This is a genomic window from Amycolatopsis keratiniphila (assembly GCF_000400635.2).
Classification (GTDB): Bacteria; Actinomycetota; Actinomycetes; order Mycobacteriales; family Pseudonocardiaceae; genus Amycolatopsis; species Amycolatopsis keratiniphila.
The window spans coordinates 4511344-4537923 of record NC_021252.1; the positions used below are offsets into that span (position 1 = coordinate 4511344).

Annotated in this window: 22 protein-coding genes; 12 read left to right on the plus strand and 10 right to left on the minus strand. The window is 69.1% G+C overall.

The genetic code is table 11. The annotated features are described in order from the left end of the window. Positions 1–4 precede the first annotated feature (4 nt). Both AORI_RS61540 and AORI_RS61545 read left to right on the plus strand, forming a co-directional pair. Positions 5–1606: an FG-GAP repeat protein gene (locus AORI_RS61540; protein ID WP_123798438.1), complete on the plus strand. Its 1602-nt coding sequence runs from the start codon at positions 5–7 to the stop codon at positions 1604–1606. 10 nt (positions 1607–1616) lie between these two features. Next, positions 1617–3143 carry an alkaline phosphatase D family protein gene (locus AORI_RS61545; protein WP_016334456.1) on the plus strand — a complete coding sequence of 509 codons (1527 nt, stop codon included), beginning with the start codon at positions 1617–1619 and terminating at the stop codon, positions 3141–3143. Between the two features lie 50 nt (positions 3144–3193). Here AORI_RS61545 and AORI_RS61550 read toward each other — a convergent pair whose 3' ends face one another. After that, complete coding sequence (locus tag AORI_RS61550; RefSeq protein WP_043848848.1) at positions 3194–4156, minus strand: ArsR/SmtB family transcription factor; 963 nt, start codon at positions 4154–4156, stop codon at positions 3194–3196. A 250-nt stretch (positions 4157–4406) separates the two neighbouring features. Here AORI_RS61550 and AORI_RS61555 point away from each other — a divergent pair, with 250 nt between their 5' ends. Then, entirely contained in the window at positions 4407–5405 is a 999-nt protein-coding gene (locus AORI_RS61555) for a peptidoglycan-binding domain-containing protein (protein ID WP_016334458.1), read from the plus strand. A gap of 32 nt (positions 5406–5437) precedes the next feature. Further along, entirely contained in the window at positions 5438–6571 is a 1134-nt protein-coding gene (locus tag AORI_RS61560; protein ID WP_016334459.1) for a peptidoglycan-binding protein, read from the plus strand. A 36-nt stretch (positions 6572–6607) separates the two neighbouring features. Here the strand turns inward: AORI_RS61560 and AORI_RS61565 are convergent, their stop codons facing one another. Then, positions 6608–7273 carry a response regulator gene (locus tag AORI_RS61565; protein WP_016334460.1) on the minus strand — a complete coding sequence of 222 codons (666 nt, stop codon included), beginning with the start codon at positions 7271–7273 and terminating at the stop codon, positions 6608–6610. Beyond that, on the minus strand, positions 7270–8439 hold the full coding sequence (locus tag AORI_RS61570) for a sensor histidine kinase (protein WP_420806968.1): 1170 nt from the start codon (positions 8437–8439) through the stop codon (positions 7270–7272). Before AORI_RS61570 ends, AORI_RS61565 begins: the two co-directional genes overlap by 4 nt. A gap of 482 nt (positions 8440–8921) precedes the next feature. Between AORI_RS61570 and AORI_RS61575 the strand changes: the two genes are divergently transcribed. Further along, complete coding sequence (locus AORI_RS61575) at positions 8922–9458, plus strand: hypothetical protein (RefSeq protein ID WP_016334462.1); 537 nt, start codon at positions 8922–8924, stop codon at positions 9456–9458. Between the two features lie 30 nt (positions 9459–9488). Here AORI_RS61575 and AORI_RS84775 read toward each other — a convergent pair whose 3' ends face one another. Together AORI_RS84775 and AORI_RS61585 are read right to left on the minus strand one after the other, a co-directional pair. Further along, the gene (locus tag AORI_RS84775) at positions 9489–9680 is read right to left on the minus strand and encodes a YxiG-like protein (RefSeq protein ID WP_016334463.1); all 192 of its coding nucleotides are present in this window, start codon (positions 9678–9680) and stop codon (positions 9489–9491) included. Positions 9681–10709: 1029 nt separating this feature from the next. After that, the gene (locus AORI_RS61585) at positions 10710–11942 is read right to left on the minus strand and encodes an acetyl-CoA hydrolase/transferase family protein (protein ID WP_016334464.1); all 1233 of its coding nucleotides are present in this window, start codon (positions 11940–11942) and stop codon (positions 10710–10712) included. A gap of 258 nt (positions 11943–12200) precedes the next feature. Between AORI_RS61585 and AORI_RS61590 the strand changes: the two genes are divergently transcribed. The 5 genes from AORI_RS61590 to AORI_RS61610 all read left to right on the plus strand — a co-directional run bounded on the left by AORI_RS61590 (position 12201) and on the right by AORI_RS61610 (position 18712). Continuing rightward, positions 12201–15071, plus strand: coding sequence for a type 2 lanthipeptide synthetase LanM family protein (locus tag AORI_RS61590; RefSeq protein ID WP_016334465.1), 2871 nt, complete (start codon positions 12201–12203; stop codon positions 15069–15071). Positions 15072–15084: 13 nt separating this feature from the next. After that, entirely contained in the window at positions 15085–15279 is a 195-nt protein-coding gene (locus AORI_RS61595; RefSeq protein WP_016334466.1) for a hypothetical protein, read from the plus strand. An 89-nt stretch (positions 15280–15368) separates the two neighbouring features. Beyond that, complete coding sequence (locus tag AORI_RS61600) at positions 15369–18257, plus strand: helix-turn-helix transcriptional regulator (protein WP_016334467.1); 2889 nt, start codon at positions 15369–15371, stop codon at positions 18255–18257. Between the two features lie 3 nt (positions 18258–18260). Beyond that, positions 18261–18500: a glutaredoxin family protein gene (locus AORI_RS61605; protein ID WP_016334468.1), complete on the plus strand. Its 240-nt coding sequence runs from the start codon at positions 18261–18263 to the stop codon at positions 18498–18500. After that, positions 18497–18712 carry a putative acetyltransferase gene (locus AORI_RS61610; RefSeq protein WP_016334469.1) on the plus strand — a complete coding sequence of 72 codons (216 nt, stop codon included), beginning with the start codon at positions 18497–18499 and terminating at the stop codon, positions 18710–18712. The genes AORI_RS61605 and AORI_RS61610 overlap by 4 nt, the downstream gene beginning before the upstream one ends. A 95-nt stretch (positions 18713–18807) precedes the next feature. Here AORI_RS61610 and AORI_RS61615 read toward each other — a convergent pair whose 3' ends face one another. After that, positions 18808–19689 carry a manganese catalase gene (locus AORI_RS61615; protein WP_016334470.1) on the minus strand — a complete coding sequence of 294 codons (882 nt, stop codon included), beginning with the start codon at positions 19687–19689 and terminating at the stop codon, positions 18808–18810. A 31-nt stretch (positions 19690–19720) separates the two neighbouring features. Further along, a complete protein-coding gene (locus tag AORI_RS61620) occupies positions 19721–20176 on the minus strand; it encodes a DUF4383 domain-containing protein (protein ID WP_016334471.1) in 456 nt (151 codons plus the stop codon). Between the two features lie 166 nt (positions 20177–20342). Between AORI_RS61620 and AORI_RS61625 the strand changes: the two genes are divergently transcribed. Continuing rightward, a complete protein-coding gene (locus AORI_RS61625; RefSeq protein ID WP_016334472.1) occupies positions 20343–21011 on the plus strand; it encodes a hypothetical protein in 669 nt (222 codons plus the stop codon). A gap of 1 nt (position 21012) precedes the next feature. Here AORI_RS61625 and AORI_RS61630 read toward each other — a convergent pair whose 3' ends face one another. The 3 genes from AORI_RS61630 to AORI_RS61640 form a co-directional block, all read right to left on the minus strand. Then, positions 21013–22320, minus strand: a complete 1308-nt coding sequence (locus AORI_RS61630) for an aldehyde dehydrogenase family protein (RefSeq protein ID WP_016334473.1) — start codon at positions 22318–22320, stop codon at positions 21013–21015. 205 nt (positions 22321–22525) lie between these two features. After that, entirely contained in the window at positions 22526–24859 is a 2334-nt protein-coding gene (locus AORI_RS61635) for a chitobiase/beta-hexosaminidase C-terminal domain-containing protein (protein WP_016334474.1), read from the minus strand. A 189-nt stretch (positions 24860–25048) separates the two neighbouring features. Beyond that, positions 25049–25504 carry a hypothetical protein gene (locus AORI_RS61640; RefSeq protein ID WP_016334475.1) on the minus strand — a complete coding sequence of 152 codons (456 nt, stop codon included), beginning with the start codon at positions 25502–25504 and terminating at the stop codon, positions 25049–25051. Positions 25505–25675: 171 nt separating this feature from the next. Here AORI_RS61640 and AORI_RS61645 point away from each other — a divergent pair, with 171 nt between their 5' ends. Then, the gene (locus tag AORI_RS61645; RefSeq protein WP_016334476.1) at positions 25676–26500 is read left to right on the plus strand and encodes a hypothetical protein; all 825 of its coding nucleotides are present in this window, start codon (positions 25676–25678) and stop codon (positions 26498–26500) included. The last annotated feature ends 80 nt before the right edge of the window (positions 26501–26580 follow it).

Consider the following 26580-nt stretch of genomic DNA (forward strand, 5'->3'; position numbering starts at 1 on the left):
CGTCGTGGCGAACAAATGGTTTCCCGTATTGGCGGCCGCGGCCGCATTGACCTTCATGACCTCACCGGCGACGGCCGCGCCGACATCCGCGGCACTCCCGGCCGTCCCGCAGGCGGACGTGAACGGCGACGGCATCGCCGACCTCGTGCTGTCCACAGGGGCCCGGCTGACCTACAGCGGCGACACCTCGCTCCCTCCCCACGACCTCGGTGGCTCCGTACTGGTGATGCCTGGCGGGGCCACCCCGCCCGGCGCCCCGTCGGCACTGGTGAACCAGAACACCGCCGGTGTTGGTCTGGGCATGGAGGCCTCCGACAAGTTCGGTGCCGCGCTCGCGACCGGCGACTTCAACCGGGACGGACTGGCCGACGTCGCGATCGGCAACCCGGGCGAGTCGGTCGGCGGCCTGGCGAACGCCGGGACGGTCAGCATCCTCTACGGACAGCGAACGGCGCCCTATCTCCGCGCCCTTCCGGGGGCGCTCGGGACGATCAACCAGGACACCGCCGACGTGCCGGGGGTGATGGAGGCCGGCGACCTGTTCGGGGCTTCCCTGGCGACCGGCGACTTCAACGGGGACGGTTACGCCGACCTCGGCATCGGGTCACCGGGCGAGGCGATCGAAACGAAGGCGCGCGCCGGCGCGGTGTGGATCCTCTACGGCGGCGGCGCCGGGCTCACCGCGAAGAACGCGATCGCGTTCAATCAGGACGACCCGGATCTGGCCGGGGCATCCGAAGCGGGCGACCTGATGGGCTGGGCGCTGGCCGCCGGAGACGTCACCGGGGACAAACGGGACGACCTCGCCGTCGTTTCGTCCGGCGAGGTGATCACCGGGACCGCCAACGCCTGGGGGTCGGTCCACCTGCTGCACGGCTCGGCGAGCGGGCTCTCCGCCAAGGCGTCCTCCTACGTCAGCGTGGGCAACGCGGCGACCGACGGGAAGTGGCGGGGCGCGGTCATCGGCCGCTTCCACGGCGGCGCCAACGCCGACCTGGTGATCCAGGCCGACCGCCGCCGCGGCGGCCCGGCCGGATCGGGAGCGCTCGTCTCCGTGCGGGGCGGGAACGCCGGGCTGACCACCGCGGTCGAGCTGATCGACCAGTCCGGTGACGCGATCCCTGGAAGCCCCGAGGCGAACGACTACTTCGGGGGCTCCCTCGCCGTCGGCGACCTCGACGGCGACACCGTCGACGACCTGGCCGTCGGAATCCCGAAGGAGGACAACCGCACCGGCGCGCTGTGCCTGCTGCGCGGCGGCGCCACCGGGTTGTCGTCCCACCCCGCCACCGCGGTCGGCGAGAACACCGCGCCGGTCAACGCCGGCGCCGCCGTGGGCGAGGGCTTCGGCTACGGCCTGCGGATCCTCGACATCACCGGTGACGGCAAGCCCGAACTGACCGTCTCGGCTCCCTGGGAGAACGGAACCCCGCAGACCGGGGCGATGTTCGTGCTGAACACCGGCCTCACCGGCGACGCCCTGACCGTGACGGCGGCGCGCAAGCTCACCCGCGCGGAGATCGGGACGGCGACGGCTTTCGGCCCGGGGGCCCCGTTCGCGGGCAACTCCGCCGTACTCGACGACAACCTGGAAACACCGAAGTAGGGATGGGGAAATGAGCAAGTTCAACCGACGGACCTTCGTCTTCGGTACCGCCGTCGCCGTGGGGGCGGTGGCACTGGGCGGCCGGGCGACCGCCGCGCTGCCCTACCCGTTCAAACTCGGCGTCGCCTCGGGCGATCCGCTGCCCGACGGTGTCGTGCTGTGGACCAGGCTCGCGCCGGACCCCCTGGAGAACGGCAACGGCGGGATGCCGACCACGGCGACCGCGGTGGACTGGGAGGTCGCGACCGACGACAAGTTCACGAACGTGGTCAAGAACGGCCAGTTCACCGCCGTGTACGCGGACGCGCACTCGGTGCACGTCGAGGTCCACGGACTGCAACCGGACTACGAGTACTTCTACCGGTTCCGCGCCGCGGGGCACATCTCGCCCGTCGGCCGGACCCGCACCGCTCCCGCGTTCGACACGTTCGGACGCGACCTGCTGATGGCCTTCACTTCGTGCGCGCATTACGAAGACGGCTTCTACACCGTCTACCGGCGCATGGCCGAGGAGCGGCCCGGCCTGATCCTGCACCTCGGTGACTACATCTACGAAACCAGCCACAAGGCCGAAGATCCGTGCCCGCGCCGGCACCAGAACAAGGAGGAACTGACCACCCTCGGCGCCTATCGGCAACGGTACGCGGAGTACAAGATGGACGCCGATCTCCAGGCCGCGCACGCCGTCGCCCCCTGGCTGGTCGTACCGGACGATCACGAGGTCGAGAACAACTACGCCGCGGGCAAGCGGGACAACGACAAGCCATCTCTGCCGGACGGATGGGCCAAGCGCCGCGAGGCCGCCTACAAGGCCTACTACGAGAACATGCCGCTGCGGGGCGGGGCGAAACCGAACGGGGACAAGATCCAGCTGTACCGGCGGGTCCGCTGGGGCAGGCTCGCGACCTTCCACATGCTCGACACCCGGCAGTACCGGAGCGATCAGGCTTGTGGCGACGGCTGGAAGTACTGCCCCGAGGCCGGTGATCCGTCGCGGAGCCTGCCCGGCATGGCGCAGGAGAACTGGCTGCTGGACGGTTTCTCACAGCGGCAAGGCACCTGGGACGTGATCGGCCAGCAGGTGTTCTTCGCGCGGCGGGCGGACCAGAACGGCGCGTCGGGAATGGACGGCTGGGACGGTTATCCGGCTTCCCGTGACCGTATCCAGAAGGGCTGGGTCCAGCGCGGCGTCCGCAACCCGGTGGTGCTCACCGGTGACGTGCACCGCGCCTGGGCGAACGATCTCAAGGCGGACTACACCAATCCGGGCTCTCCGGTGGTCGGCACGGAACTGGTCACCAGTTCCGTCTCCTCCGGCGGCAACGGCGCGGACACCACGGGGGTTCCGGACCAGGCGGGCAACCCGCACCTGAAGTTCTATTCCCAGCACCGCGGCTACGTGCGGGCGAAGGTGAGCCAGACCAAGATGGACGTCGATTTCCGCGCCGTCAAGAAGGTCACCGTACGCGGCGAGCCGGTGACGACATTGAGGTCGTACGTCATCGAAGAAGGCCGTCCGGGTTTGCAGGCCCCGTGACCGGTGTCCGGGGCCCGGCCGCGCATCTCTCGCGACCGGGCCCCGGGCGCTCAGCCTTCGGCCAGGAGCGCGAGGCCGAGCGGGGTGATCGAATGCAGCACGGACTGCCCGGCCTGACGGCTGGTGACCAGACCGGCGGCGCGCAGGGTGGCGGCCTGCTGGCTCGCCGTCGGGAGGCTGGTCTTCGTCCGGGAAGCCACTTCGGTGGTGGTGCCGGGAGACTCCCCGATCGCCTCGAGGACCCTGGCCCGTGTCCGGCCGAGCAGCGACGTCAGCGGCCGGTGCGCCGCTCCGTTCGCCGACCAGCCCACCTTGTGCTCGATCGGGTACACGAGGGTCGGTTCCAGCTCACCGGCCAAGAACGTCGTGGGCAGCCCCCAGCAGAAGAAGGACGGCGTGAGACACAGCCCTCGCCCGTTCAGGCGCAGTTCGTGCTCGACCGGATAGTCCAGCTCCAGGACGGGGTAGGTCCACCGCGCCGTGGGATGCACCTCGGCGAGCAGGGCCTCGCATCCCTCTTCGGTCATCGTCTTGACCTGTCTGGCGCGTACCTGCTCGACCCGGCCGCACACCCGCACCCAGTACGGGGCGAGGCAAGCCGTGTAGTACCGCTCGACCGAGTCCGCGAGTTGGGTGAGCGTCTCCGGCCTGCCCTCGGCGAGACCGGTGGTCCAGGACGGGAGCCGCCGGCTCCCGGCGAGTACGGTGAGATCGGTCCGAAGACGCTTCTTCGGGGTCCGGCGCAGCGCCTCGAGCCCCTCCGCCAGCGACAGGTTCCGCAGGGTCGGAGTGAGGAAATCGACCGCGTAGCCGGATTGCGAGGCGAGGTCGGCAAGCAGCCGGGTGGTGACGTGTGCCGCCTGTGCCACCGATCTTCGCCATTCTTCGAAGATGACCCCGCCTTCGCGGCCTCGCAGCCGGTACATGCTGAGCAGGATCTCCCACATCGGCTGCGGTGCCGCACTGATCCGGGTCCTGGCGAGGTCTTCGGGAGTGAAATGAATTCTCAGCACGGCCGTCTCCCACGAGAACCGCACTTCCGTTGATCCGAAACGAGCACGAACGACAAGACATCCCCCCTGGAATGAATCCCCCTTGCGACGCCCGATGTTAGGGGATCCGCTGCGTGCCCCGACACTGTCGCGGCCGGAAATACCGCGCAGGACCGGCTTCCACCTACCACCAGGGTTGACCCGGCGAACACCCCTTTGGGGTAGGCGAAAACCTTTGCCTCGCCCGGCCGGGGTCTCCGATGCTGGGGCCATGCGAACCACAGCCGCGAGCGTCCTCGCCGCCGTATTGGTCCTTTGTGGACTCCTCCAGCCGGTTTCCCGGCTCGCCCACGCGGAACCGGATCTCCACGCCGCCGGGCATCCCACCGCCGACTTGAAACTGACCAGGGACGACATCCTCACCAGAGCGAAGAGCTGGCTCGACGAGCGAGTGCCCTACAGCCAGGAAGCCAAGCACACCAACCAGTACGGCACCTACCGGCAGGACTGCTCCGGCTACGTGTCGATGGCCTGGGGCCTGAAGACCGCTCGCTGGACGGGCGACATCATGCAGGTCGCCACCCGGATCGACAAGAAGAACCTCTTGCCGGGTGACAGCCTGTGGGTGCATTCCAGTGCCCACCAGCACATGGCACTGTTCATCCGGTGGGCGGACACCGCGAAGACCCAGGCGGTGGTGTGGGAGGAGTACCGCTCCGGGACCGTCGCGTCACAGCGCACCTGGTCGGCTGACCGGACGGCGGGATTCACCGCGATCCGGTACCGCAACGTCGTCGAAGGCGACGCCAAGACCTGCGCGGCGGTGAGCCTCGACCACCCGCGCTATCCCGAGATCGCCGCGGCCGCGACCGGGGCCCTGGTCAAGGCGGCGCAGTGCCTGCTCACCGCAGCGGGATTCCCCACCGGGGCGAACGGTCCCACGGGCACCTTCGACACGACGACCGCCGACGCTACGAAACAGTTCCAGGCGAGTCTGGGCCTGGCGGCGCTCGGCAAGGTGGACTCGCACACGTGGACGGCGTTGCTGGCGAGGGGGACGACGCCACAGCTCCAGGACGGAGCCTCCGGAGACGCGGTGCTGCGTCTTCAGCGTGCGCTGAACGCCGCCCTCGACGCGGGCCTCGAACTCGACGGCCGGTTCGGCGCGAACACCACGGCCGCGGTGAAGCGGTATCAGAGCGCGCACGGGCTCACCTCGGACGGAATCGCCGGGCCGAAGACCTGGGCTGCGTTGCAGGCGGGCAAATGAGAAATCCACTGTGGACGGAGAAGAGGAATGCGATGCGGGTGAAGACGGCGGCGCTGGGAATGGCCATGATGGTCGCCTTCGGCCTCGCGACGGCGAACCAGGCGACGGCGGCCACGGCCGCTGATCCGACCGGTGCCGAGTTGAGTGCGGTGGTGGCGACCTGCGCGCAGCAGGTGTCCGCCGGGAAATACGCCGAACGCAGCGGCGGTACCCGCACGGTTCCGGTCTGCGCGACCGGCGGGGCGGTGCACTGGCGGTCCGGGATGACGATCGACTGCGACGGGCAGCGCACCGAGAAGTGCAACGCTTCGACCGATCCCTCTTGGCAGGGGCAGACCGCGTGGGCGCAGCCGGACGGCAAGCCGCTCAACGCCGAGAAACTGCCTTACATCGTGGTTCCCGGGATCAGCTCGACGTGGAGTTACGCCGGCTCCGGCATCACCGGTGCCACGGTCGCCGCGGTCGTCTATCAGGGCAAGGTCGCCTACGCCGTCGTAGGCGACGTCGGCCCGACGGGGGCGATCGGCGAAGGCTCCTACGCGCTGGCCAAAGCGCTCGGCATCAACCCCGACCCGCGTTCGGGCGGGGTGTCCGGCAAGGTCGTCGACTACATCGTCTTCCCCGGAGTCAAGGCCTCGCCCATCCACGACGCCGCCGACGCGGCCACCGAAGGCAGGCGGGCCGCGGCGGAGCTGGTATCCCGTTCCCGTGGCTGCGCGAACGCCGGTGTCGACGGCCCCTATCCGCGGCTCGACGCCGGCGTGACCCGCCCCGAGGTGAAGGCGGCGCAATGCCTGCTCCGTGCAGCCGGACAGGACACGGGGGCCGGTGATCCCAGCGGCGTCCTGGATGCGGCGACGGTGTCCGCGGTGAAGCGGTTCCAGGCGCAGGTGGGGCTCGCGGAGACGGGCTCGGTGGACTCGCACACCTGGACGGCGCTGCTGGCCCGCGGCGCCACGCCGCAGCTTCAGGACGGCTCGTCCGGTGAAGCCGTTTTCCGGCTGCAACGGTCGCTCAACGCCGCCATCTCGGCGAAGCTGACCGTCGACGGCAAGTTCGGCGCCAAGACCACCGCGGCCGTCAAGGGCTACCAAACCTCGCGGGGACTCAATGCCGACGGGATCGCCGGTGCGAACACCTGGCGGGCCCTGCAGGCCGGACGGTGAAGTGTCCTGAGGCTTCCGGGCTCTTCGCCGGAAGCCTCAGGCGCCCGGCGTGACGAGACCGGATTCGTAGGCCAGCGCGACGATCTGCGCGCGGCTGGAGAGTCCGAGTTTCGTCATCGCGCGGTTCACGTGCGTCTTCACCGTGGATTCGCTCACCACCAGCTCGCCGGCGATGCCGCCGTTGGTCATGCCCTTTCCGACCAGGCGGAGCACCTCGGTCTCCCGGGCGGTGAGGCAGTCCAGTTCCGGTCCGGGCGCGCCGGTGGGGCCGCCCGGCCGGTTCGCGTAGGCCTCGATCAGCCGCCGCATGACCGAGGGCGCGAACAACTGCTCCCCCGCCGCGATCGTGTGGATCGCGGCGACCAGCCGTTCCGCCCGGACGTCCTTGAACAGGAAGCCCGAAGCCCCCGCCCGCAAGGCCGCGTACACGTACTCGTCCAGATCGAACGTCGTCAGCACCAGCACACGCGTCGGCCGGTCGCGTTCCGCGGCGAGGATGCGCTCGGTCGCGACCACACCGTTCGTGCCCGGCATCCGGATGTCCATCAAGACGACGTCGGGCCGCAGCCGCGCCGCCAGGTCCACCGCCTCCTGTCCGTCGGCGGCCTCACCGACGACGGTGATGCCGGGCGCGGCCCGCAACAGCGCGACGAACCCGGCCCGGACCAGATCCTGGTCGTCGACGACCAGCACCTCGATCATGAACCGACTCCCCCTGCCGCCAGCGGGAGCACGAGCGTCACCACGAAACCCCCTTCCGCGCTCGCGCCCGCCAGGAGTGTTCCCCCATACAGTTCGGCGCGCTCACGCATGCCGATCATGCCGTGTCCGGCGCCCTCGTGGAACCGTTCGGAGCGGCCGTCGTCGGCGATCCGGACCGTCACGTCCTCCGCCCCGTACGTCAGCGACACCCACGCCCTGGCCGGACGGGCATGTTTGACGACGTTGGTCAAGGCCTCCTGCACGACGCGATAAACGCAGAGTCCCACCCCGTCCGGCAGCGAGCGAACCGTCCCCCGCACGGAAACCTCGACGTGCACCCCCGCGGCACCGACCCTCGCCGCCAGTTCCTTCAACCCCTCCAGTCCAGGGGCCGGTACGTAAGTGTCGTCGTCTTCGCCGGACCGCAGCACCGTCAGCATGCGCCGCAGTTCGTCCAGGCCCTCACTGCCGGTGCGGCCGATGACGTCCAGCGCCGTCCGGCTGGCCGCCGGATCCGACTCGAACACGTACCGCGCCATCTCCGCCTGCACCGCGATGACCGACATGTGGTGGGCCACGACGTCGTGCAGCTCACGCGCGGTGCGGACCCGTTCCTCCGTCACGGCCCGCCGCGCCCTGTCCTCCTGTTCGCGGCGCAGTTGCTCGGTCAGCATCCGCAGCTGGCCGTTGCGCTGGGCCAGCCGCCCCGCGTTCGCGCCGAAACCCCATGCCACGCCGGTCAGGAGCACGCTCTGGAACACCGCCGTCCACACCGAGCCGATCAGCTGCGCATGACAGGCCGAATAGGTCTCGCCCGCCAGCGTGGCCGCCGCGCACAGCGCCGTCACCGGAAGAGACCGGTACGCGGCGACGGTGTACAGACCGAGCAACAGCGCCAGCGCGCTGACGCCCGGCCAGTACCCCGGGAGCAGGTAGCCGGCCCATCCGGCCAGCACGAGAACGAAAACCGTCAGCGGCGCACGGCGCCGAACCGCGAGTGGTGCGTTGACCAGCACACTCAGCAGGACGCCGGTCGAGTCGAACGGCCGGAAGCCGGGGAGGCCGACAGCGAAGCCCGCCTCGATGGTGAACGCGATCATGAACACCGCGAGGACCGCGTCACCCACTTCGAGAGCGTTCCTTCTCAGCCAGGTCGGTGGGCGCACACGAAACGATAGCCGTCGAAGCCATCACCGCGCGTCCGGCGCCGGGACTACCTCCCTACCGCACAGGTTGACGTCCGGACCGCCGTCACACCGGCCAAGTTGCGAGGCGTGGACAAACCGATCCGGTATCGGTGGTTCGATTCTCGGCGATCTCACACTTCCCGCCAGGGCCGGTGGAAAAACGGCAGTTTTACGCTCATTCCGCAGCTGCTTTCCCGCTAGTTTCCGCCCCGTAGGGACCGGGGGAACTGGTCATCGAATCGTCGAGATCGGAGATGACCGGCGTGAAAGCCATCGTCCTCGGCCGCACGGCAGGGGCGGCACTGCTCCTGTTCGCGGCAGCATGCAGTTCTCCGACGGCTCCCCCGCCCAGCACGCCCCCCTCGTCTCCGGCGACCACCGCACCCGCGAGCACGACACCGACTGTCGATCTTTCGTCGCTGCGTCAAGGCGCGGTCCCGGCGAAGTATCCCGAGCCGGATATGAGCAAGTTGCCTCCCAAGCCCGCGGATTCCGCACCGCTGCGGGAGCGGATCGCCTGGGAAGCACTGCAAAAAGTGACCAGATTCGCGCATCGACTCGACCCCGCGGCGCGCTCGTCCTGCCCCGCGTTCGACCCCGGCCGCACCACCACGGTGACCTGCACGGTCACCTATCTCGGCGAGGGTTACGACTACGTTCTGCGCGACATCAAATTCCAGGGCACCGGACTGACCAACGGCCGCACCGAACAAGGGACCGTCTCCTACAAGGCGGACCTCACCGCCGGGCCGATCATCCGCGACCAGGTCGAGTCGGTGCTGCGCTACCAGAACAGCACCGAGTACGCGGCCTGTGACATGCGCGAGCACGTGCGCTTCGGATTCGACTCCACCCGGCGACGGCCGTCCGGGTCGTCAGTCGTCGGCGAGTGGATCTACGTTCCCGGCATCTCGTGCCGCTACCTCGATTCCAAGGCCCGAGCGGTCAAAGCCATTCCCTTGGAGCTCTACGACTGGGGCGCGCCCATCCATCCGTAACAGCGGTTCGGCGGCTGAGGCGGGTCGCCGTCATCGGCCGCGGTGAAGGGCGAGTAACCGATCTCGACGCCGGTCGACCGACAGGTCGGAGAACACGAGCGAGCTGGTGTGGCCGTCGGCTTCGATCATCGCCTCATGGAACGGCCGCCCCAGCCGGGCGGACCACGCGTCGGTGTCCGCTGTGCCGGGCCGCAGCTTCGCCCCGGGGTAGAGGCTGTCCACAGGAACGCTGTTCGGGCGAAAATGCCCGCTTTGGCCACTTCGCGCGGGGGTCGTGAGTGATTTGGGTGATTCTATTACGGCACGGGTTCCGGACCGGCTTGCGGCTCACCCGGCGTACAGTGTCCACAAGGGACAATGCGCGCCAATGGCGCGCCCGGTTGATGTCGTGATGTCCGGTTCTCGCACCCCCACGCAAAGCGCGCAAACCGGACACGAATGACGAGGCCGCCATCCTTTGCGGACAGTCGCAGGTGCGGCTGGTCCCGCAGGCGAGCCCTCGGCGGGCAACACGCCACGTTTGCCCTACCCCCCAATAACGCGCCTCGGGCGTCACCGCGGAAGTCGCCGACGCACGGACACAGTGCTTGAAGCGATACCACAGGAACTCCCGGACCCGTGAAAGAGGAGCACCTGGTCGACATCCCACAAGAGGCATCATCTCGCGCGACGAGCCTGGATGAGGACGCGCTCCCCCTGGCCTCGTCACCCGTATCGGTGATTCTCGCCGACTCACCATTCGTGGCAAGTGGATCACCGGTTCGTGTCACCCCGCCGCCCACTTGCCGTAGCGGAGGCTCAGCGTCCACATCGACCCGCCGCAACCCCGCTACGCACGGTGTCGCCGCCTCCAAAACCCACCCCTGGCGCAAAACACGAAAGACTTACGTGTTTATCGTAGGAAGATTCACGACCCGCCGAAAACCCGGGAAATCGTTTTTTGACAGGGCGCCAACGTGGTGAAAATCTTCGATCGCTCCTCGCGAGAGCACAACCGAACACGAAATCCGAACAAGGAGCCCCTCAATGCAGATGTTCACCCAGCACGTGCACCACGGTCACGACCTCATTTCGGGTCTGCTCGCGCACCTGGCCCACGTGCTCGGATGGCTGGTCTGACGCTCTAAGCACAGGGATTGACGGGGGCCAATCTGTTGGCGCGGGTCGGCCCCTCGTGTTTGCGACCCGGTAAAGGGGCACGTTCGTGTCCCTTTACCGGGTTCCGGTTTTTAACCCCTGATTGGAATACCGCTAAAGCGCGAACCCCAGTTCCCGGCCCCGCGCCACGAGTTCTTCCCTGGCCGAGGGATGCGCGACCTGGCCGACGATCTGCCGCGCCTGCTCGCTCGCGTCGTTGCCCCAGATCGTCGCGACACCGTGCTCACTGACCACGAAACTGTGCTGGAACGAGGTCACCGGACCGGTCAGCCGGGGCACGACCGTCGAAACGTCGGCCTTCGGATGCCACGACGGCAGCGCGATAATCGCCCGGCCGCCGGGTGAATGCAACGCCCCGACCACGAAGTCGGTCTGCCCGCCGAATCCGGAATAGATGGCCCCTCTCACGCGGCTCGCGTTGGCCTGTGCGTACAGGTCGACCTCGAGGGCGCTGTTCACCGACACCAGACCGCGCTGCCGGGCGATCACGGCGGGATCGTTCGTCTTTTCCGTGCGCAGCAGGCGGATTCGCGGATTGCGGTCGAGCCAGCGGTACAGGTCCGCACTGCCGAACACGAACGACGCGGTCACCGGTTCGGCCGGATCGAGGGCCCCGGCGCGGTCGAGCGCGAGCACACCGTCGCTGAACATCTCCGACCAGATCGCGAGCCCACGCCGTCCGGTCACCGCCGCCAGGGTCGCGTCGGGGATCCCGCCGATGCCCAGCTGCAGGGTCGCGCCGTCCTCGACCAGCCCGGCCACCCGCTCACCGATGGTCCGCGCCGTGTCCCCCACCGGCCGCGGGACCGGCGACAGCAGCGGTTCCTCCACCTCGATCCCGTAGTCGATCTCGTCGACCGGCACGAGACCGTCGCCGTAGGTGAACGGCATCTCGGGATTGAGCTGCGCGATGACCAGGCCGCCACGGGCCCGCACCGCCTCGATGGCCGCGGGCAGGATGTTCACCTCCGTACCCAGCGACACCACGCCGCCCACCGGGGCCGAGGTGTGCAGCAGGACGACGTCCGGCGGCAGCGAGTGCTTGAGCAGCTGCGGCACCAGCGACAGCCGGGACGGGAAGTACCGCAGCCCGGAACGGCCGCGCATCCCCGCGCCCACGAACGGCGTCTCCAGCAGCACACCCTCGCGATCCGGCATGCCCGCCTGAGCGTTCAACGCGAACAGGCGGTACTCCGCCAGCGCCGCGTCCAGCACCTTCAGCGCCCGCATCGGCGTGGCGAAATTCCCGCTCACCACCACTCGCGGGCACGAAGCGGGCACGCCCGCGAGAACGGAACCGAGCTGGCTTTCCGACAAGACGCGCATGAGCCGATCATGCCCGAGGAGCCCCTTGCCGGCGCGGGCCGGACCCCCAGGGAAACCGGCCCGCGCCCGGCACCTCCTCACCATGGTGCGACCGGGGCCGGTGCCCGCACATGGGTACCGGGACCCCATATTCCGGTGCGGCACCGGACGGCCACCGTCCGTGCCCGGCGGTCACTCTCCGGACATCTTCGTGCGTGCGCTGAATGTGGGGGTGCCGCCCCCATGTGCGTGCCGGGCCGAGCTGACAGCATTACCGCCGTGACGCCCCAACCATCGGCGACGTCCCTGCCGCCGAGGTGGTGGGAGCACGGCCGGACCCCGCGCGAGCGGTCAGCGGACAAGCCCCTCTGGGCCGACTTCGCCGAACACGCCATCACCACGCTTCTGCCGGAGCGCCCCCCAGTCGGTGACTGGCGTGCGGCGTTCGCCGGGGTCTTCAGGTCTCTCGTCGACGCCGCCTCGCGCGACGCGGTCCCGGATGATCTCCCTGGCGCCGACGTCGATGCGCTTCGTCAGGGTTTCGCGGCCAATCTAGATCAGCACCTGCTCAACCTTTCGGTCCGCACGCTGGTCCTCGAACTCCACCGTGCCCGCAAGGCCGGAACCCTCCAGGGCGAGACGCCTGAAGAGCGCTTCTCGGATTTCGTGCGCAGTCAATCGACGCCGGCCGGGCTCATCCGGTTGTTCGGCGAGTATCCGGTGCTGGCCAGGCTCCTCGCCCAGGCCTGCCTGTACGCCGCCGAAGCCCACGCCGAAACGCTCGCCCGGTTCTCGGCCGATGCGGCCCTGCTGCCCTGCTCGGTCGTCGACGGCGCACTCGGCACGCTCGTCGAGGTCGCGGGCGGATTCGGTGACTCGCACGCCTGCGGACGTTCGGTCAAACTGCTTCGCTTCTCCAGTGGCGCCAAGGTGATCTACAAACCCCGCCCGCTGGTCCTGCACGAGCGTTTCACAGACGTCGTCGAACAGCTCAACAAGCGGCTGCCGGGCCTTGAACTGCGGACCGCCGACGCGTTGCCGCGTGACGGCTACGGCTGGCTCCGGTTCGTCGAACACCGGCCGTGCGCCGACCTCGGCGACGTCGACCGCTTCTACCGCAGGCAGGGCATCCTCCTGGCGCTCCTGCACGCGCTCGACGCCACCGACGTCCACTACGAGAACGTCATAGCCTGCGGCGACCAGCCGGTGCTGATCGACATCGAGACCCTGTTCCAGCCGTCGCCGCCCGTTCCGCCGGAGGGCGACCCCGCGGCGGCGATGCTGGCGCGTTCGGTGCAGCGCACGCTGCTGCTCCCCCAGCTCTTCGCCGGCGAGCACGGTGCCGTCGACATCTCCGGGCTCGCCGGCCGCGGCGGCAAGCTGCCCACCGACCGGGTCGATTGGGCCGACGCGGGGACCGACCGGATGCGCCTGGTCCGGGTTCCCGGGGAACTCGCCGGAAGCAACAACCTGCCGCGTCTCGACGGCCGCGACGTCGCTCCCGCCGAACACAGCGCGGCGCTGCTGGCCGGGTTCCGGCTCGGCTACGACGCGATCTCCTCCGGGCGGGAAGAGCTCACCGAGCTCCTCCGGCGCTGTGCCGAGGATCCCATCCGGGTGCTCATCCGGCCGACGAACTTCTACTCCCGCCTGCTGGACGAGACCACCCATCCCGACCTGCTTCGCGACGCCGCCGACCGCGACCGCGCGTTCGACCTGCTCGAAGAGGACTCGGTGCGGGAGGAGAAGCTGCTCCGGCTGGTGCCGCACGAGCGGGACGATCTGTGGGCGGGCGACGTGCCTATGTTCACCTCGAACCCCGGCTCGACGTCGCTGCTGGATTCGCGTGGCGACAGCGTCGAAGGGGTCGTCGACCGGCCGTCGCTCGACACCGTGCTGGCGAAGGTCGCCGACATGGATCCGCTCGATCAGCGGGACCAGGAGTGGCTGATCACCGCCACCCTCGCCATCAGCACGGCGGCCGACGGCCACCACAGCAACGGCGAGACCGCGGAGACGGCGGTGCCGAATCAAGCGCCCGACGCGGAAAGACTGCTGGTCACCGCGTGCGGGATCGCCGACCAGATCGTCGCCAACGCCTTCTCCGACGAGCACCGCTCCAACTGGCTCGGCATCGAGCTCGTCGACGACCGGTACTGGACCGTCCTCCCGATGGGCGCGGGGCTCGGCGAGGGCTACTGCGGTGTGGCGTTGTTCCTCGCCCAGCTCGCGGAGCTGACCGGGATCGCGCGCTACCGCGATCTGGCCGCGTACGCCATCAGCCCGCTCCCCGGCCTTTTCGCCACCCTCCGCGCCGACCGCGAATTGGCCGCCACCGCCGGCTGCGGCGGGCTGCTCGGGCTCGGCGGCGTCGCGTACACGATCGCCCGGCTCAGCACGCTGGTCGGGCTTCCCGCGGGCGATCTCATCGAGCAGGCCGTCGACCTGATGCCCGAGGCCACCGCCGAAACACCCTCCGGGTTCACGACCGGACTCGCGGGCGGCGTCGCCTCGATGCGTTCGGTGTATGTCCAAACAGGACTGGAGACGGCGCTGGCCCGGGCGGACCGCTACGCGACACAGCTGCTCGAGCGCGAACGTCCAGCGGAGAAGTCCTTCGCCCGTGGTTCGGCCGGGATCGACTGGGTCCTGCGGGCACACGAACGTCCCGGCGAAGAACCGCCCGGAAAGGCGGACGATCGGGCGGAAAGCACCGGCGGGTGGTGTGACGGCCTCGCGGGCGACGCCCTCGGAACGGCCGCGCACCTGCCCGATCCCGAGCACGCCAGGGATCTGGACCGGACGATCAGACGGCTGACCGACCGGGCACCGCTGAAGGATCTCAGCCTCTGCCACGGTGAGTCCGGAGTGCTGGACGTGTTGTGCGTGCTGGCGGAGAACGGGCACACTGGCGCCGCGGCCGCGGCACGCCGCCGGACCGGTCATCTGCTCGCCGCCATCGATCAGCGCGGTGCCCGCTGCGGCACACCCGGCGCGGTTCCCTCGCCAGGGCTGCTGAGCGGCCTGGCGGGGATCGGCTACGGCCTGCTGCGGCTGGGATTCGGCGACCGGGTCCCCTCCGCGCTCCTGCTCCGCCCCGACCGGCCGCACCCCGCGGCCACCGTTTTTCCGCCGGTAAACCGAGTATGAGGAGAAGAACCACATGTACGAAAGAGATCTGCCCGCCACCGAAGACGTCCTCGGCGCCGTGAACCTGCCGCGTGCCCTCGAGGTCGGCTCGCGCAACCACGCGCTGGCGGGCAGCAAGCCGCGGCTGAGCGCCAACCCGCTCGCCACCCTGTCCACGGACACCGGTTCGCCGTCCGTCGTCAGCGTCTTCACCGGCGGCTGGATCTGAGTAGAGCTCACGAAGGCGGGTTCGCGCCGCCCGCCTTCGTGATCGACTTTTGGCCGTGACAGCGGAATCCGCTCGCTATAGTCACGGCGGTGGGTATCCGTTCGTCGCGGATGATCGGCCGCGACGCCGAACTGGCCGAGCTCTCCGGAGCTCTCGATCGCGCCATCGCGGGTCGCGGCGGCGCGATCTTTCTCGTGGGCGAGGGCGGCGTCGGCAAATCCCGGCTCGCCATCGAAGCCGCCTCGCGGGCGGTCGCCGCCGACGTCCCGGTGCTGCAGGGCAGGGCCAGTTCGATCGGCCCGCTCGTCCCGTTCCGGCCGCTCACCCAGGCACTGTTGTCGCATTTTCGCGGCGGCGGCCCGCCGGAGGCGACCGAACTCGACCCGTTCATCCCCGTGCTCGCCCAGCTCATCCCGGATTGGAGCCGAGGAGACCGGCCTCGCGAGTCCGGCTCCCTGATGGTGCTCGCCGAAGCGGTGTTCCGGCTGCTGGCCGTCACCAGCCGCGACCGCGGCGCACTGCTGGTCCTCGACGATCTCCAGGACGCCGACGCCGAGACGCTGTTCATCCTCGAATACCTCGTCGACAACCTGCCCGCGGCGCAGACCCTCTTCGTCGGCACGCTCCGCAGCGAACCCTCCGACGCGCTGCGCCTGGCGACCTCCGGAGCGCAACGGATGAGCTGCGCCGTCGTCGAACTCGGCAGGCTCGGCCTCGCCGACACCCACGCGCTCGCCGCCGCCTGTCTCGAGACCGAGCCGGGCCGGCTGCCGTCGGCCGCGACGGAACTGTTGTGGCGCAACAGCGCCGGTCTTCCGTTCATCGTCGAGGAACTGCTCCACGGCATGGTGAACGACGGCCTGCTGGTCGAGGGCCGCGACGGCTGGCGCGTCATCGGTGAACTCCGCGCCCGCGTCCCCGCCGCGCTGGTCACCAGTATCGGCGTCCGGATGGAGCAACTCGGCGAGCAGGCGGGTGAGCTGCTTTCGGTCGCGGCGATCATCGGCCGTCGCTTCCCCTTGACGGTGGTGCAGGCGGTCACCGGGACCAACGACCGGACGCTGCACAATCACCTCGGCGCCGCGGTCTCGGCGAACCTGGTGACCACCGACGAGATGACACCCGGCTGGTACGCCTTCCGTCATCCGCTGACCGCGGAAGCGTTGCTGGCGCGTCAGTCACCGGCGCGGAAGGCGGAACTCGCCCGTCAAACCGCCGACGCGGTCGAGGAGCTGTACCCGGGGCTGCCGGGCGACCTGTGCGCGCTCGTGGCGTCGCTCCGGCTGACCGCCCTGGACGAGCGGGCGGCGGGCCGGTTGTTCGCGGAGACCGGCCGTCGCGCGCTCGACGCCGGCGCCGCGGACTCCGCGGTCACGATGCTCACGAAGGCCCTCGACCTGCTCGCCGGTGCCGACGCGGGTGATCGGGCCGAGGTGCTGGAGACGCTGGTCCACGCGCTCGGGCAGACCGGTCAGTTCGACCGCGCCGTCGAACTTTCCGCCGCGTTCGGCGAGATCGGCACGCTCGAACGGGCCGCGAAACTGCGCACCCAGCTGGCCTGGGCGGCCTACATCGCGGGACGGCACGATGAATGCCTCGGCCAGATCGAACGCGCCCGCGCTCCCCTGGGGTCGGCGATCTCACCCGCTCAGCAGGCCGCGCTCGATGCCGTCGAGGCGAACCTCTGGCTCGACGTCCCCGGCCGGACCGGGACGGCCGAGCGGCTCGCGCGTCAGGCATGGAAGGTGGCCGAGGCGACCGAGCAGCCGTTCGTCGTCTGCCAGGCGTTGCAGGTGCTCGGGATGCTCGCGCTGTCCCGGGACCTCAGTGAATCCGAGCACTACATGCAACTCGCGCGGCGGACCGCCGAGGACAACCATCTGCATCACCTCCGCACCCAGGCGCTGGTCCGGCTCGGCGGACATCGCGTACTGATGAACGGCGACGAGCAGACTCTGCTGCTCGCCCGTGCCGACGCCCAGCGGACCGGGTCGATCACGCTGCATTGCGCGGTCGATTCCGTGCGCACCATGCACGCGATCCTGCGCTGCGACTTCGGCACCGCGCACACGCTGCTCGCCGAGAACCTCGCCGTGCTCGGCAGGCTCCGGTTGACCGCGTTGCTGCAGTACGCGCATATGACCAGGGCGATGTCGGCCGGGCACCGGGCGGACCGTCCCGCGATGGAGCAGGCACTCGACGACTTCCGCGAAAGCGGCGGCGAGAACGCGCAGGAGATGGTGCTCAGCATCGGGCTGGCACGGGTCTTCTGTTCGCTGCTCGAAGAGGACTTCGACCGGGCCCGCCGCGAACTCGGCCAGGTCATCGAGCTGGAGGACCGGCGGCCGAGCCGGTTCCACCTCGCCGGCCAGCACGGGCTCAGGACGCTGGTCGACACCCTCGGCGGCGCGCCCTGCCCGGACGGCGGATCCGCGGTGAGCGGGATGCGCTGGAACCGGCAGTTCGTCGAATTCGCGCAGGCCGTCGAGCACGGCAGACGCGGCGACGCGGCCGAAGCCGAACGAGCGGTGGCCTCCGCGCTGGAGACGTCGGCGCCCTATCCCTTGGCCCGCCACCTCGGGCTCCGGCTGATCGCCGAACCGGCCGCCGCCGATGGCTGGGGCGATCCGGCCGGCTGGCTCAAGGAGGCTGAAGAGTACTTCCACGGCAGGGACATCCAGGCCGTGGCGGCCGCCTGCCGGACCCTGCTCCGCAAGCTCGGAGCCCCCGTGCGGCAGCGGCGCTCCGGGGTCGACCGGGTTCCCGGCGACCTGCGCGCGGCCGGGGTCACCGTGCGCGAATACGAGGTGCTCGTGCTGCTCGCCGAGCGGATGGGGAACAAGGACATCGGCGCCCGCCTGCACATCTCGCCCCGGACGGTCGAGAAGCATGTCGCGAGCCTGCTCGCCAAGACCGGGCTCGCCGACCGTGCCGCCCTCGCCGAACACGCCGCCGGACCGCGACCTGGCATGCTGTGAGCCATGAGCGACCTGATCGTGTACGGCGCCGGCTGGTGCCCCGACGTCAAACGCAGCCGGGCCCTGCTGGACTCGAAGGGCGTCGAGTACGCCTACATCGACGTCGAAGCGGACTCCGGCGCGGAGGAGACGGTGCGCGCGCTGCAGAACGGTGAGCGGCGGATCCCGACCATCGTCTGGCCGGACGGCACCCACCTGGTCGAGCCGAGCGACGACGAGCTCACCGCGCACCTGAACCGGTGACCCTCCCGGACGTCCCGGTCGGCACGAGGGTCGTCGTGCGGTACCGGATCGAAGGCGGGTTCACCGACGCTCTCGGCTACCTGCGCTCCCGCGACGAGACCGAATGCACGGTGGAGACCAAGCGCGGCCTCGCGACGATCCGGCTGGCGGACATCGTCCTGGCGAAGACGGTCCCGCCGCCTCCGGCTCCGCGCAGTCCTCGTGAGGGGTGAACCGCGGCGTGCGTGGCCGATCGGTCCAGGTGGTCGTGAGTGGCGTTTCGGGTTAGAACCCGAAACGCCACTCACGAGCCCCATCGCGAACCGGACTAGCTCTTCTGTGACTTCGTGGCCTTCTTCTTCGCGTCCTTCGCCTTCCCCTTGATCGTCCCGACGGCGTCCTGCAGCGGCGCGTAGGTGCCGTACAGCGCGGGATCCGGTTTCGGAGCGGTACCCGGACCGCCGAGCGCCTCCGGTTCCATCAGGTACTCGATCCCGTCTTCGCCGAAGCTCCAGCCGCCCTTCGCGCCGTCCGGCCCGTCGGACAGATGCCACACGGTGTTGTTGTGGTCCTGGTTCTCCTCGTCGAACAACGCCGTCGGCGCGATGTCGCTTTCCAGGCCGTCGGCCTTGAGCTCCTCGATCGCGGCGAGCCACTGCTTCTGGTGCACCGTGTCGCGGGCGAGGTTGAACTGCAACATCGCCTTCACGCCCGGGTCGTCGGTCATGTTGTACAGCCGGGCCGTCTGCAAGCGGCCCTGCGCCTCGGCCGCGGCGTTCGCCCGGAAATCGGCCAGCAGATTGCCCGACGCCACGACGTAACGGCCGTTCCAGGGGTAGCCCTGGCTGTCGCTCGGCGTCGCGCCGCCGCCGGAGATGATCGCCTGCTGGGGATCCATCCCGCCCAGGATCGCCGCGGTGGCCGGATCCTTCGCCGCCTCGGCGACCGTGGTGGCGGGTGCCCCTTCCAGCAGCCGGGCGACCATCGTCGCGAGCATCTCGACGTGCCCGATCTCCTCGGTCGCCGTGTCCATGATCAAATCCTTGTACTTGCCCTCGATCCGGCAATTCCAGCCTTGGAAGAGGTACTGCATGGTGACGGTCATTTCACCGTAGGCGCCGCCGATGAGTTCCTGGAGCTTACGGGCGTACAAGGCGTCCGGCTTTTCCGGCTTGGCCTCGAACTGGAGCGATTTGGTGTGACGGAACACTGATTACCTCCGATTAATGGGGAAGAACGGGTCAGCGCGAGTCGGCTATCGGCGCCTTCGAACCGGAGAGCGGAATGAGCCCGAGTGCGATCATCCCGACGGCGAGCCCGAGGTGCAGCCAGTTGTCGGCGCTGTTGACCGGCACGAAGTTCGCCGCCGACCCGTGGTCGATCAGCAGTCCGTACAGCCACAGCACGAGGTAGACCACCCCGCCGCCGACGAGGAACGCCTTCGCACCGCTCACCGTCCGGGCCAGCAGAATGCCCGCGACGCCGAACGCCAGATGGACGATGTTGTGCAGGATCGAAACCTGGAACACGCCCAGCAGCAACGCGCCGGACTCGTGCCCGGCACCGCTCAGCTGCTCGTAGTTCGTGGTGATGCCGGGAATGAAGCCGAGAATGCCGACGAGCAGGAAGACCGCGCCCACGGCGAGGGCGATGAGCTGGCGCGGAGCCCGCCGAACGGTGGCCGGCGATGCAGTCATGATTTCCTCCGATCCAGGTGGAATGAGCTTCCGGAAGGTCGAGTACCCGCGCCGGAGCCGGCCACACCGGGGAATCGGCGATTTCGAATTCGTGGGAATTCCCGTGTAATCCGGTGCAGCCGGGGTAGTCGGCGCGAAGCACCCACATGACAAGGAGGCGGAAATCGTGGCCGAGCGCGACGCACCGCAGGCAGGGCCGGTCGGCAGGCTTTTCCGGGCCGGTTTCCACGCCCTCTCCGCGCTCCGCGGGGCGCGGGCGTTCCACCCGAACGGCCTACTGCTCAAAGGCGAACTTCATGCCTTGAGGCGCGACGAGATGGCACTTCCGCAGGAGCCGGTGACCGTCATCGTGCGAATGTCCAAAGGGGCCGGTCTCCCGGGGCGCCTGCCGGACGCGCTGGGGCTCGCGGTCCGGATCCCCGCCGCGGACGGTGGCCCGTGGGACCTCACCCTGACCACTTCCGCCGGCCGCGTGTTGCCGCGGCCGGCGCGATCCTGGACCGCCGGCCGCTACACCTCGTTGCTGCCCTACCGCACGAACGGCGAACTGGTCTGGCTGTCGGCCCGCGCGGAAACACCGCGGCACGCCGAAGCGTCGCTGGACGCCCTGAGCCGGCTGGTGAAGGAAGGGCCGGTGACCTATCTCGTCGAAACCGTCCGCGCGAACGGGCATCGGAATCCCTGCGCGACGCTGACCCTCCATGAGGTGGACGAAGACGCCTCGCGCCCGGCCTTCGATCCGATGCTGAACGCTCCGCCTGGCTGGGAGCTGCGGCCCCGCTGGCTCACCGGGTTGCGCGAGCGCGCCTACGAGGGCAGCCGCGAGGGCCGCTGACTCAACCCGCGAGCGGCTTGTCCAGCACCGCCTTCACGTGGCTGAAGTTCTCGATCGAGTAGCGCCCGTGGTAGCGGCCCATCCCGCTCTCCCCCACGCCGCCGAACGGTAGTTCCGGCGCCGCGAGATGGATGATCGCCGCGCCGAACACCAGCCCGCCCGACGAGGTCTCCGTCTCGATCCTGCGCTTCGTTTCCTCCGATTCGGTGAAGGCGTACAGCGCCAAAGGCTTGTCGCGTTCGTTGACGAACGCCAGCGCCGCGTCGACGTCGGGCACGTCGATGATCGGCAGGATCGGGCCGAAGATCTCGTCCCGCATCACCGGGGCGTCCGGCGAGACATCCGTCAGCACGGTCGGCGCGATGTACTTCTCCTCGCGGTCGGCCTGACCGCCGACGACCACGGTTCCGTTGTCCAGCAAGGCGGTGAGCCGGTCGTGGTGCCGGGTCGAGATGATGCGGCCGTAGGCCTCGCTGGTGGCCGGGTCGTCGCCGAACATCGCTTTGACGGTCTCGGCCAGGTGCTCCGCCAGCTTCGGGCCGGTGTCGCCGATCGCGAGGACGTAGTCGGGCGCGACGCAGGTCTGGCCCGCGTTGGCGAACTTGCCGTACGCCAGCCGCTGAGCGGTCACGGCGAGGTCCGCCCCAGGCTCGACGATCGCCGGGCTCTTCCCTCCCAGCTCCAGCGTGACCGGCGTGAGATGCTTCGCCGCCGCGGCCATGACGATCCGGCCGACCGTCCCGTTGCCGGTGTAGAAGATGGTGTCGAACTTTTGCTCCAGCAACGCCGTCGTTTCGGGGATCGCGCCTTCGACGACACGGACGCCCTCGACGTAGTTCGGCAGATGCTCCGCGATCGCGGCCGAGGTGTTCGGGGACAGCTCACTCGGCTTGACGACCGCGCAGTTGCCTGCCGCCAGCGCCCCGACCAGCGGCGCGAGCACCAGCTGCAGCGGGTAGTTCCACGGCCCGATGATCAGCGCGACCCCGAGCGGCTCACGTACGACGCGGCCGTCGGCCGGTCGCAGCGGGTACGGCAGGCCGGCGGGCTCCGGGCTCAGCCAGGAGTCGAGATTCTCCAGCGTGTGGTCGATTTCGTTCCGCACGAGCGCGATCTCCGCGCGCTTCGCCTCGGCGGTGTTCTTGCGCAGATCGGCGTAGAGCGCCTTGAGGAAGACGTCGGCCTGCTCGGACAGGAGCTTCCGCAGGCCGGTGAGCTGCGTTCGCCGCCACTCCACCGGCTTCGTGACACCGGAACGGAAGAGGGCGCGTAGTTCCTCGACGACGGCGGAGGCATCGCTGCTGGTCATGGATTCGAGCCTAGTCATGGACTACGGCGGATGCCCAGCGTTGGGCGGTATAGAGCGTTATACAAGAAGCCGAAGGGGCTTTCCCGCGTTGCATGGCGCTGTCGTGCGTGGGCTGAAGGCTCCCTTCGTCGCATTAGATGCAGCGAAAGGAGCCTTCAGCCCGGCTGGATACGGGTCGTGAGTGGCGAAGCCCTTCAGCCCGGCGTTACGGGTAGCTCACCAGGTTGCTCGGCCGCGTGTCCGGCGGCGTCACCGCCCCGGCATCGTTGATCACGTGGGTGATGGTCCCCTTGTAGTTCAACGAGACGGTCACCAGATTGTGGAACCGGACGCCGGAGCGGTTCGGCACCTCGAACGCGTGATACAGGTTCACCGACGGGTTGTCGTTGAAGAAGCAGTAGCTGCCCAGGCCCCACGCCTCGTGCGTGGTCACGTTGTCCCCCACCTTGTAGGCGGCGTACCCGTTGAGCCCGTTGGGACTCTTCCAGCCCGCCTGGTCCGGGACGTCGTACGGGATCTCGTTCTGGAAGAAGATCGTCCTGCCGTTCTGGCCGTTCCAGATCACCTGGTACTTCTGGTAGTGCTCGACGAACAGACCGGTCGCCAGCACGTTGTCGCCGTTGACGACCACGCCGGTGTCGCCGGTGTTGATCGTCCAGCCGTAGGTGCCCGCGTTGCCGTGGTCGGCCCGCCAGGCCCAGATGTGGTCGATGATCGTGTCACGGCTGTTGACGATCAGGCTGTTCGTCGCCTTCCCCGCGATCTGACCGCCGATCCGGAAGAACACGTCCTGCAAGGTGGTCGGGTTCGCCGCGTGGTTCGCGGTCGAGCCCGCCTGGCCGACCGTGAGCAGCGACTGCGAATTGGTAGTTCCGGCATCGAACAGCAGGCCCTTCAGCCGGACGCCGTCCACATCGGCGACCTTCATGGCGTCGACGCCGTTGTCCGGCACCAGCGTGGGGTAGCCGACACCGAGTACGACGGTGTTCGCCCTGGTCACGTTGAGCGTCTGGTTCAGGTGATAGACGCCAGGCGTGAAGAACAGGTTGCAGCCCTGGGAAAGGGCGGTGTTGATCGACGACGCCGTGTCCCCCGCCTTCACGACGTAGAACTGGCTCATCGGCAGCGAAGAGCCCTGGGTGCCGCCGTTGGCCCAGCTCGGCCCGGAAGCGTTGGTGCGCAAGGACGGCAGGAACACGCGGTATTTACCGGAGCCGTCGAGGTAGAGATACGGGACGTCGCGGGACACCGGTGTGGTGCCGAGCGTCGTCTCCGGCGGGTTCGGGAAGGTGTTCGCCGGAGCGCCGCTCGTGCCGGAGAAGACCATGTTCCAGACGCCGCCGTCCCAGCTGCCGTAGCTGCTGTCCCTGGTGTACCACTGCTGCTGCGAGATCGACGCGGCCTGACCGGAGACCTTGGTGTCGGCGGTGTAGCCGCCGCTCGCGAAGCCGTAGCTGGCCGGATAGAGCTGGAGCCCGCCCCGGATGTCCATCCGGCGGAACGGCGCGGCCTGCGCGACGGCCCAGCGGGTCGAGCCGCTGCTCGGGACGACGGCGAGGTTCTCCGCCGAGCGCCAGAAGTTCTGCAGCGCCACGCCCTTGTCCGACTCGTTGAACGCGTCGACGGTGACGTCACCGTTGATCACCACGTCGCCCGGGTTCTGCCCGAGTCCCGCGACCGAGGTGTAGTAGCCGACGTTGTCGTGGATGCCGTTGTACACACCGGGCTTGAACAGGTGCGCGTACCGGCGCTCGGTGAACTGCGCGGTCAGGGTGTCCTTCTGCGCGTTGAAGTCCGCGTCGAGCCGCGACTGGATCGACGCCGCGGACATCCCGGGGTCGAAGATCCGCACGTTCGGGCCGAAGTCCGGGACCTCGGCCTGAGCCGGACAGGTCCCCTGTGCCGATCCGATCGTGTAAGCCGCCGAGGACACCGGGGAGTTCGCCGAGCCGGCCTTGAGCGCGATCGCGGAGATCGTCGAGGACGCGGAGACCGTGATCGGCCCGGTGTACACAGTGGACGACGCCGTCGGCGTGGAACCGTCCACTGTGTACCGGATGGTCGCGCCGGCGGTCGCGCTCGACAGGGTCACCGAACGGGCGCTCGGGTAACTGCCGCCCGGCGGATCGAAGGTCGGCGACGCGACGGTCGTGCCGCTGCCGCCGTGGGTGTAGGTGAAGTGCGGGGTGTCGTATTGCGGCCCGTTCTTCTCGTAGGTGAACCAGTAGTCGAGCACCGTGCCCGCCGACAGCGAGCCGATGGTGTGCCGCCACGTGCCTCCGTTGTCGGTCATGCGGACGTTCTGCTGCCCGACACCCGGGACGCCCGTGTAGTGGATGTCGACGTAACGCGCCGGGGTCGCCGGCGTGAACGAGAACTGCGCCTGGGTCGCGTTCAAGGACGCGGCGCTCTGGCTGTAGTCGGCGGCCGCGGCGGTGGCACCGCCGATCCCCGCCGCGATCAGGAGTGCGGAAAGGCCGAGGGCGAGCGCGCCCCGAACCCCTTTCCGCCGTTTGGGCTGCACAAAGATCCGATTCACGTCGTGACACCTCCGGCGTTGGAAATCCACGGGCGAAGCAATTCGTTGCGCGCCACAACAAAGTAGCCGTCCGTGCGATATGTCCAGATCACGCTTCGGTAACACTGGTGGTCCAAACCACTGACTACGCCAGGCGGTCCACGGCGACAGGACCGTTCGGCGCCATCGACAGGAGCGTTTGGGGGCTGGTCAGCGGTCTGGGACGACGTAGAGCGTCGACGCTTCCCCACCGTGCATCGCGCTCAGGCTGGTCCGGCACGCGCGGAGGACCTCGCGGTTCGCGACCGAGTCCGGCGGGACGCCACAGCCGTCGCAGAAGAGCTCGACCGTTCCCGGGAAGGTCTCGTCGACCTGGACTTCGACCGTGCGATCGCAGCGGCGGCACCACCGATGCCCGGTGACGATCAGGACGTGCATCGGGTCCGAGATGCATTGATGCACCCAGCGGCGGTGGACGTAACAGGTCGTCCGGACGTGCGCGCTCAGCCCGTGTTCCTCCGCCACGTCCTCGGCGGCGAGGATCGCGGCCAGCCGCCGGTCGGCGATCTCGCCGTACCGGTCCCGGCGCCGGGCGGGAGGGGACGTGTCCGTCGCCGCGAGCAGTCTGAGATGAGCCCTTGAGGGTGGCGGAGTACGTAGCACCATGTGGGTCTCGACCTTTCGGCGTCCACCGGAAGTCCTATCAGCTCACGACCGGTTTCGCCGGAGTGACACCCGACCGGGCGACAAGGACCTGAGAAAGGTTCGTTTGTACGGCCCTTGTATTCCCGCTGCCCATGCTGCCCGGACAACCCGGATCCGTTCAGGAGGCAGGAATTGTTGACCAAGGTAGCCGTGCTCGCGACAGCGACCGCGCTCTCCTTCGGCGTGGCCGCACCGGCCGGCGCCGAAGTGACCGCGTTGCCCGCGGCCAGCATGGAAGCGGTGCTCAAGGCCGCGCAGATCGACCCGCGCCGCGCCGACAGCGCGTTGACCCCCGGGGCCAAGGACAGTGTGCTGCTGGTGGAGCAGGCACTGGCCGCCAAGGGGCTGCTCGACCAGCAATACGTCGACGGCCACTTCGGCACCTCGACGATCACGGCGTACTCCAGCTACCAGAAGTCGCTGGGCTACACCGGGATCGACGCCTCGGGTCTGCCGGGGAAGACGTCGCTCGAGAAGCTGGGCGAGAACCGCTACACCGTCACCGAAGTGGTCTCGGCGGGTAGCCGCCTGACCTACCACGGCAAGACGATGAACACCCGGACCAAGGCGATGCTGGTGAAGGCCGAGGGTCTGCTCGGCAGGCAGCTGACCATCACGCAGGGCTCGTACAACCCCGGCGGCGTCGGTGCTTCGGCCGGGACGCACGACGGTGGCGGCGCGCTCGACATCGGTGTCGAGGGCATGTCCTCGACCACGCGGACCGACGTCGCGCGGAAGCTGCGCCAGGTGGGCTTCGCGGCTTGGGTCCGGACTCCGGCCCAAGGTTTCGCTTACCACATCCACGCCATCGCACTGTCCGATCCGGACCTGTCGTCCGGCGCGCAGCACCAGGCGGGCGACTACTACCTCGGCTACAACGGTCTCGCCGGGCGCGGTGCCGACGACGGCCCCGTCGTCACGCCGAAGCTCACTTGGGAGGAATACCTGCGCTCCTGAACACGCTTTCCGAGGGCCACCTTCACCGGCGTCGATCGTCGCGAAGGTGGCCTTCGGGCTGTCCGGGAACCCCCGGGTAG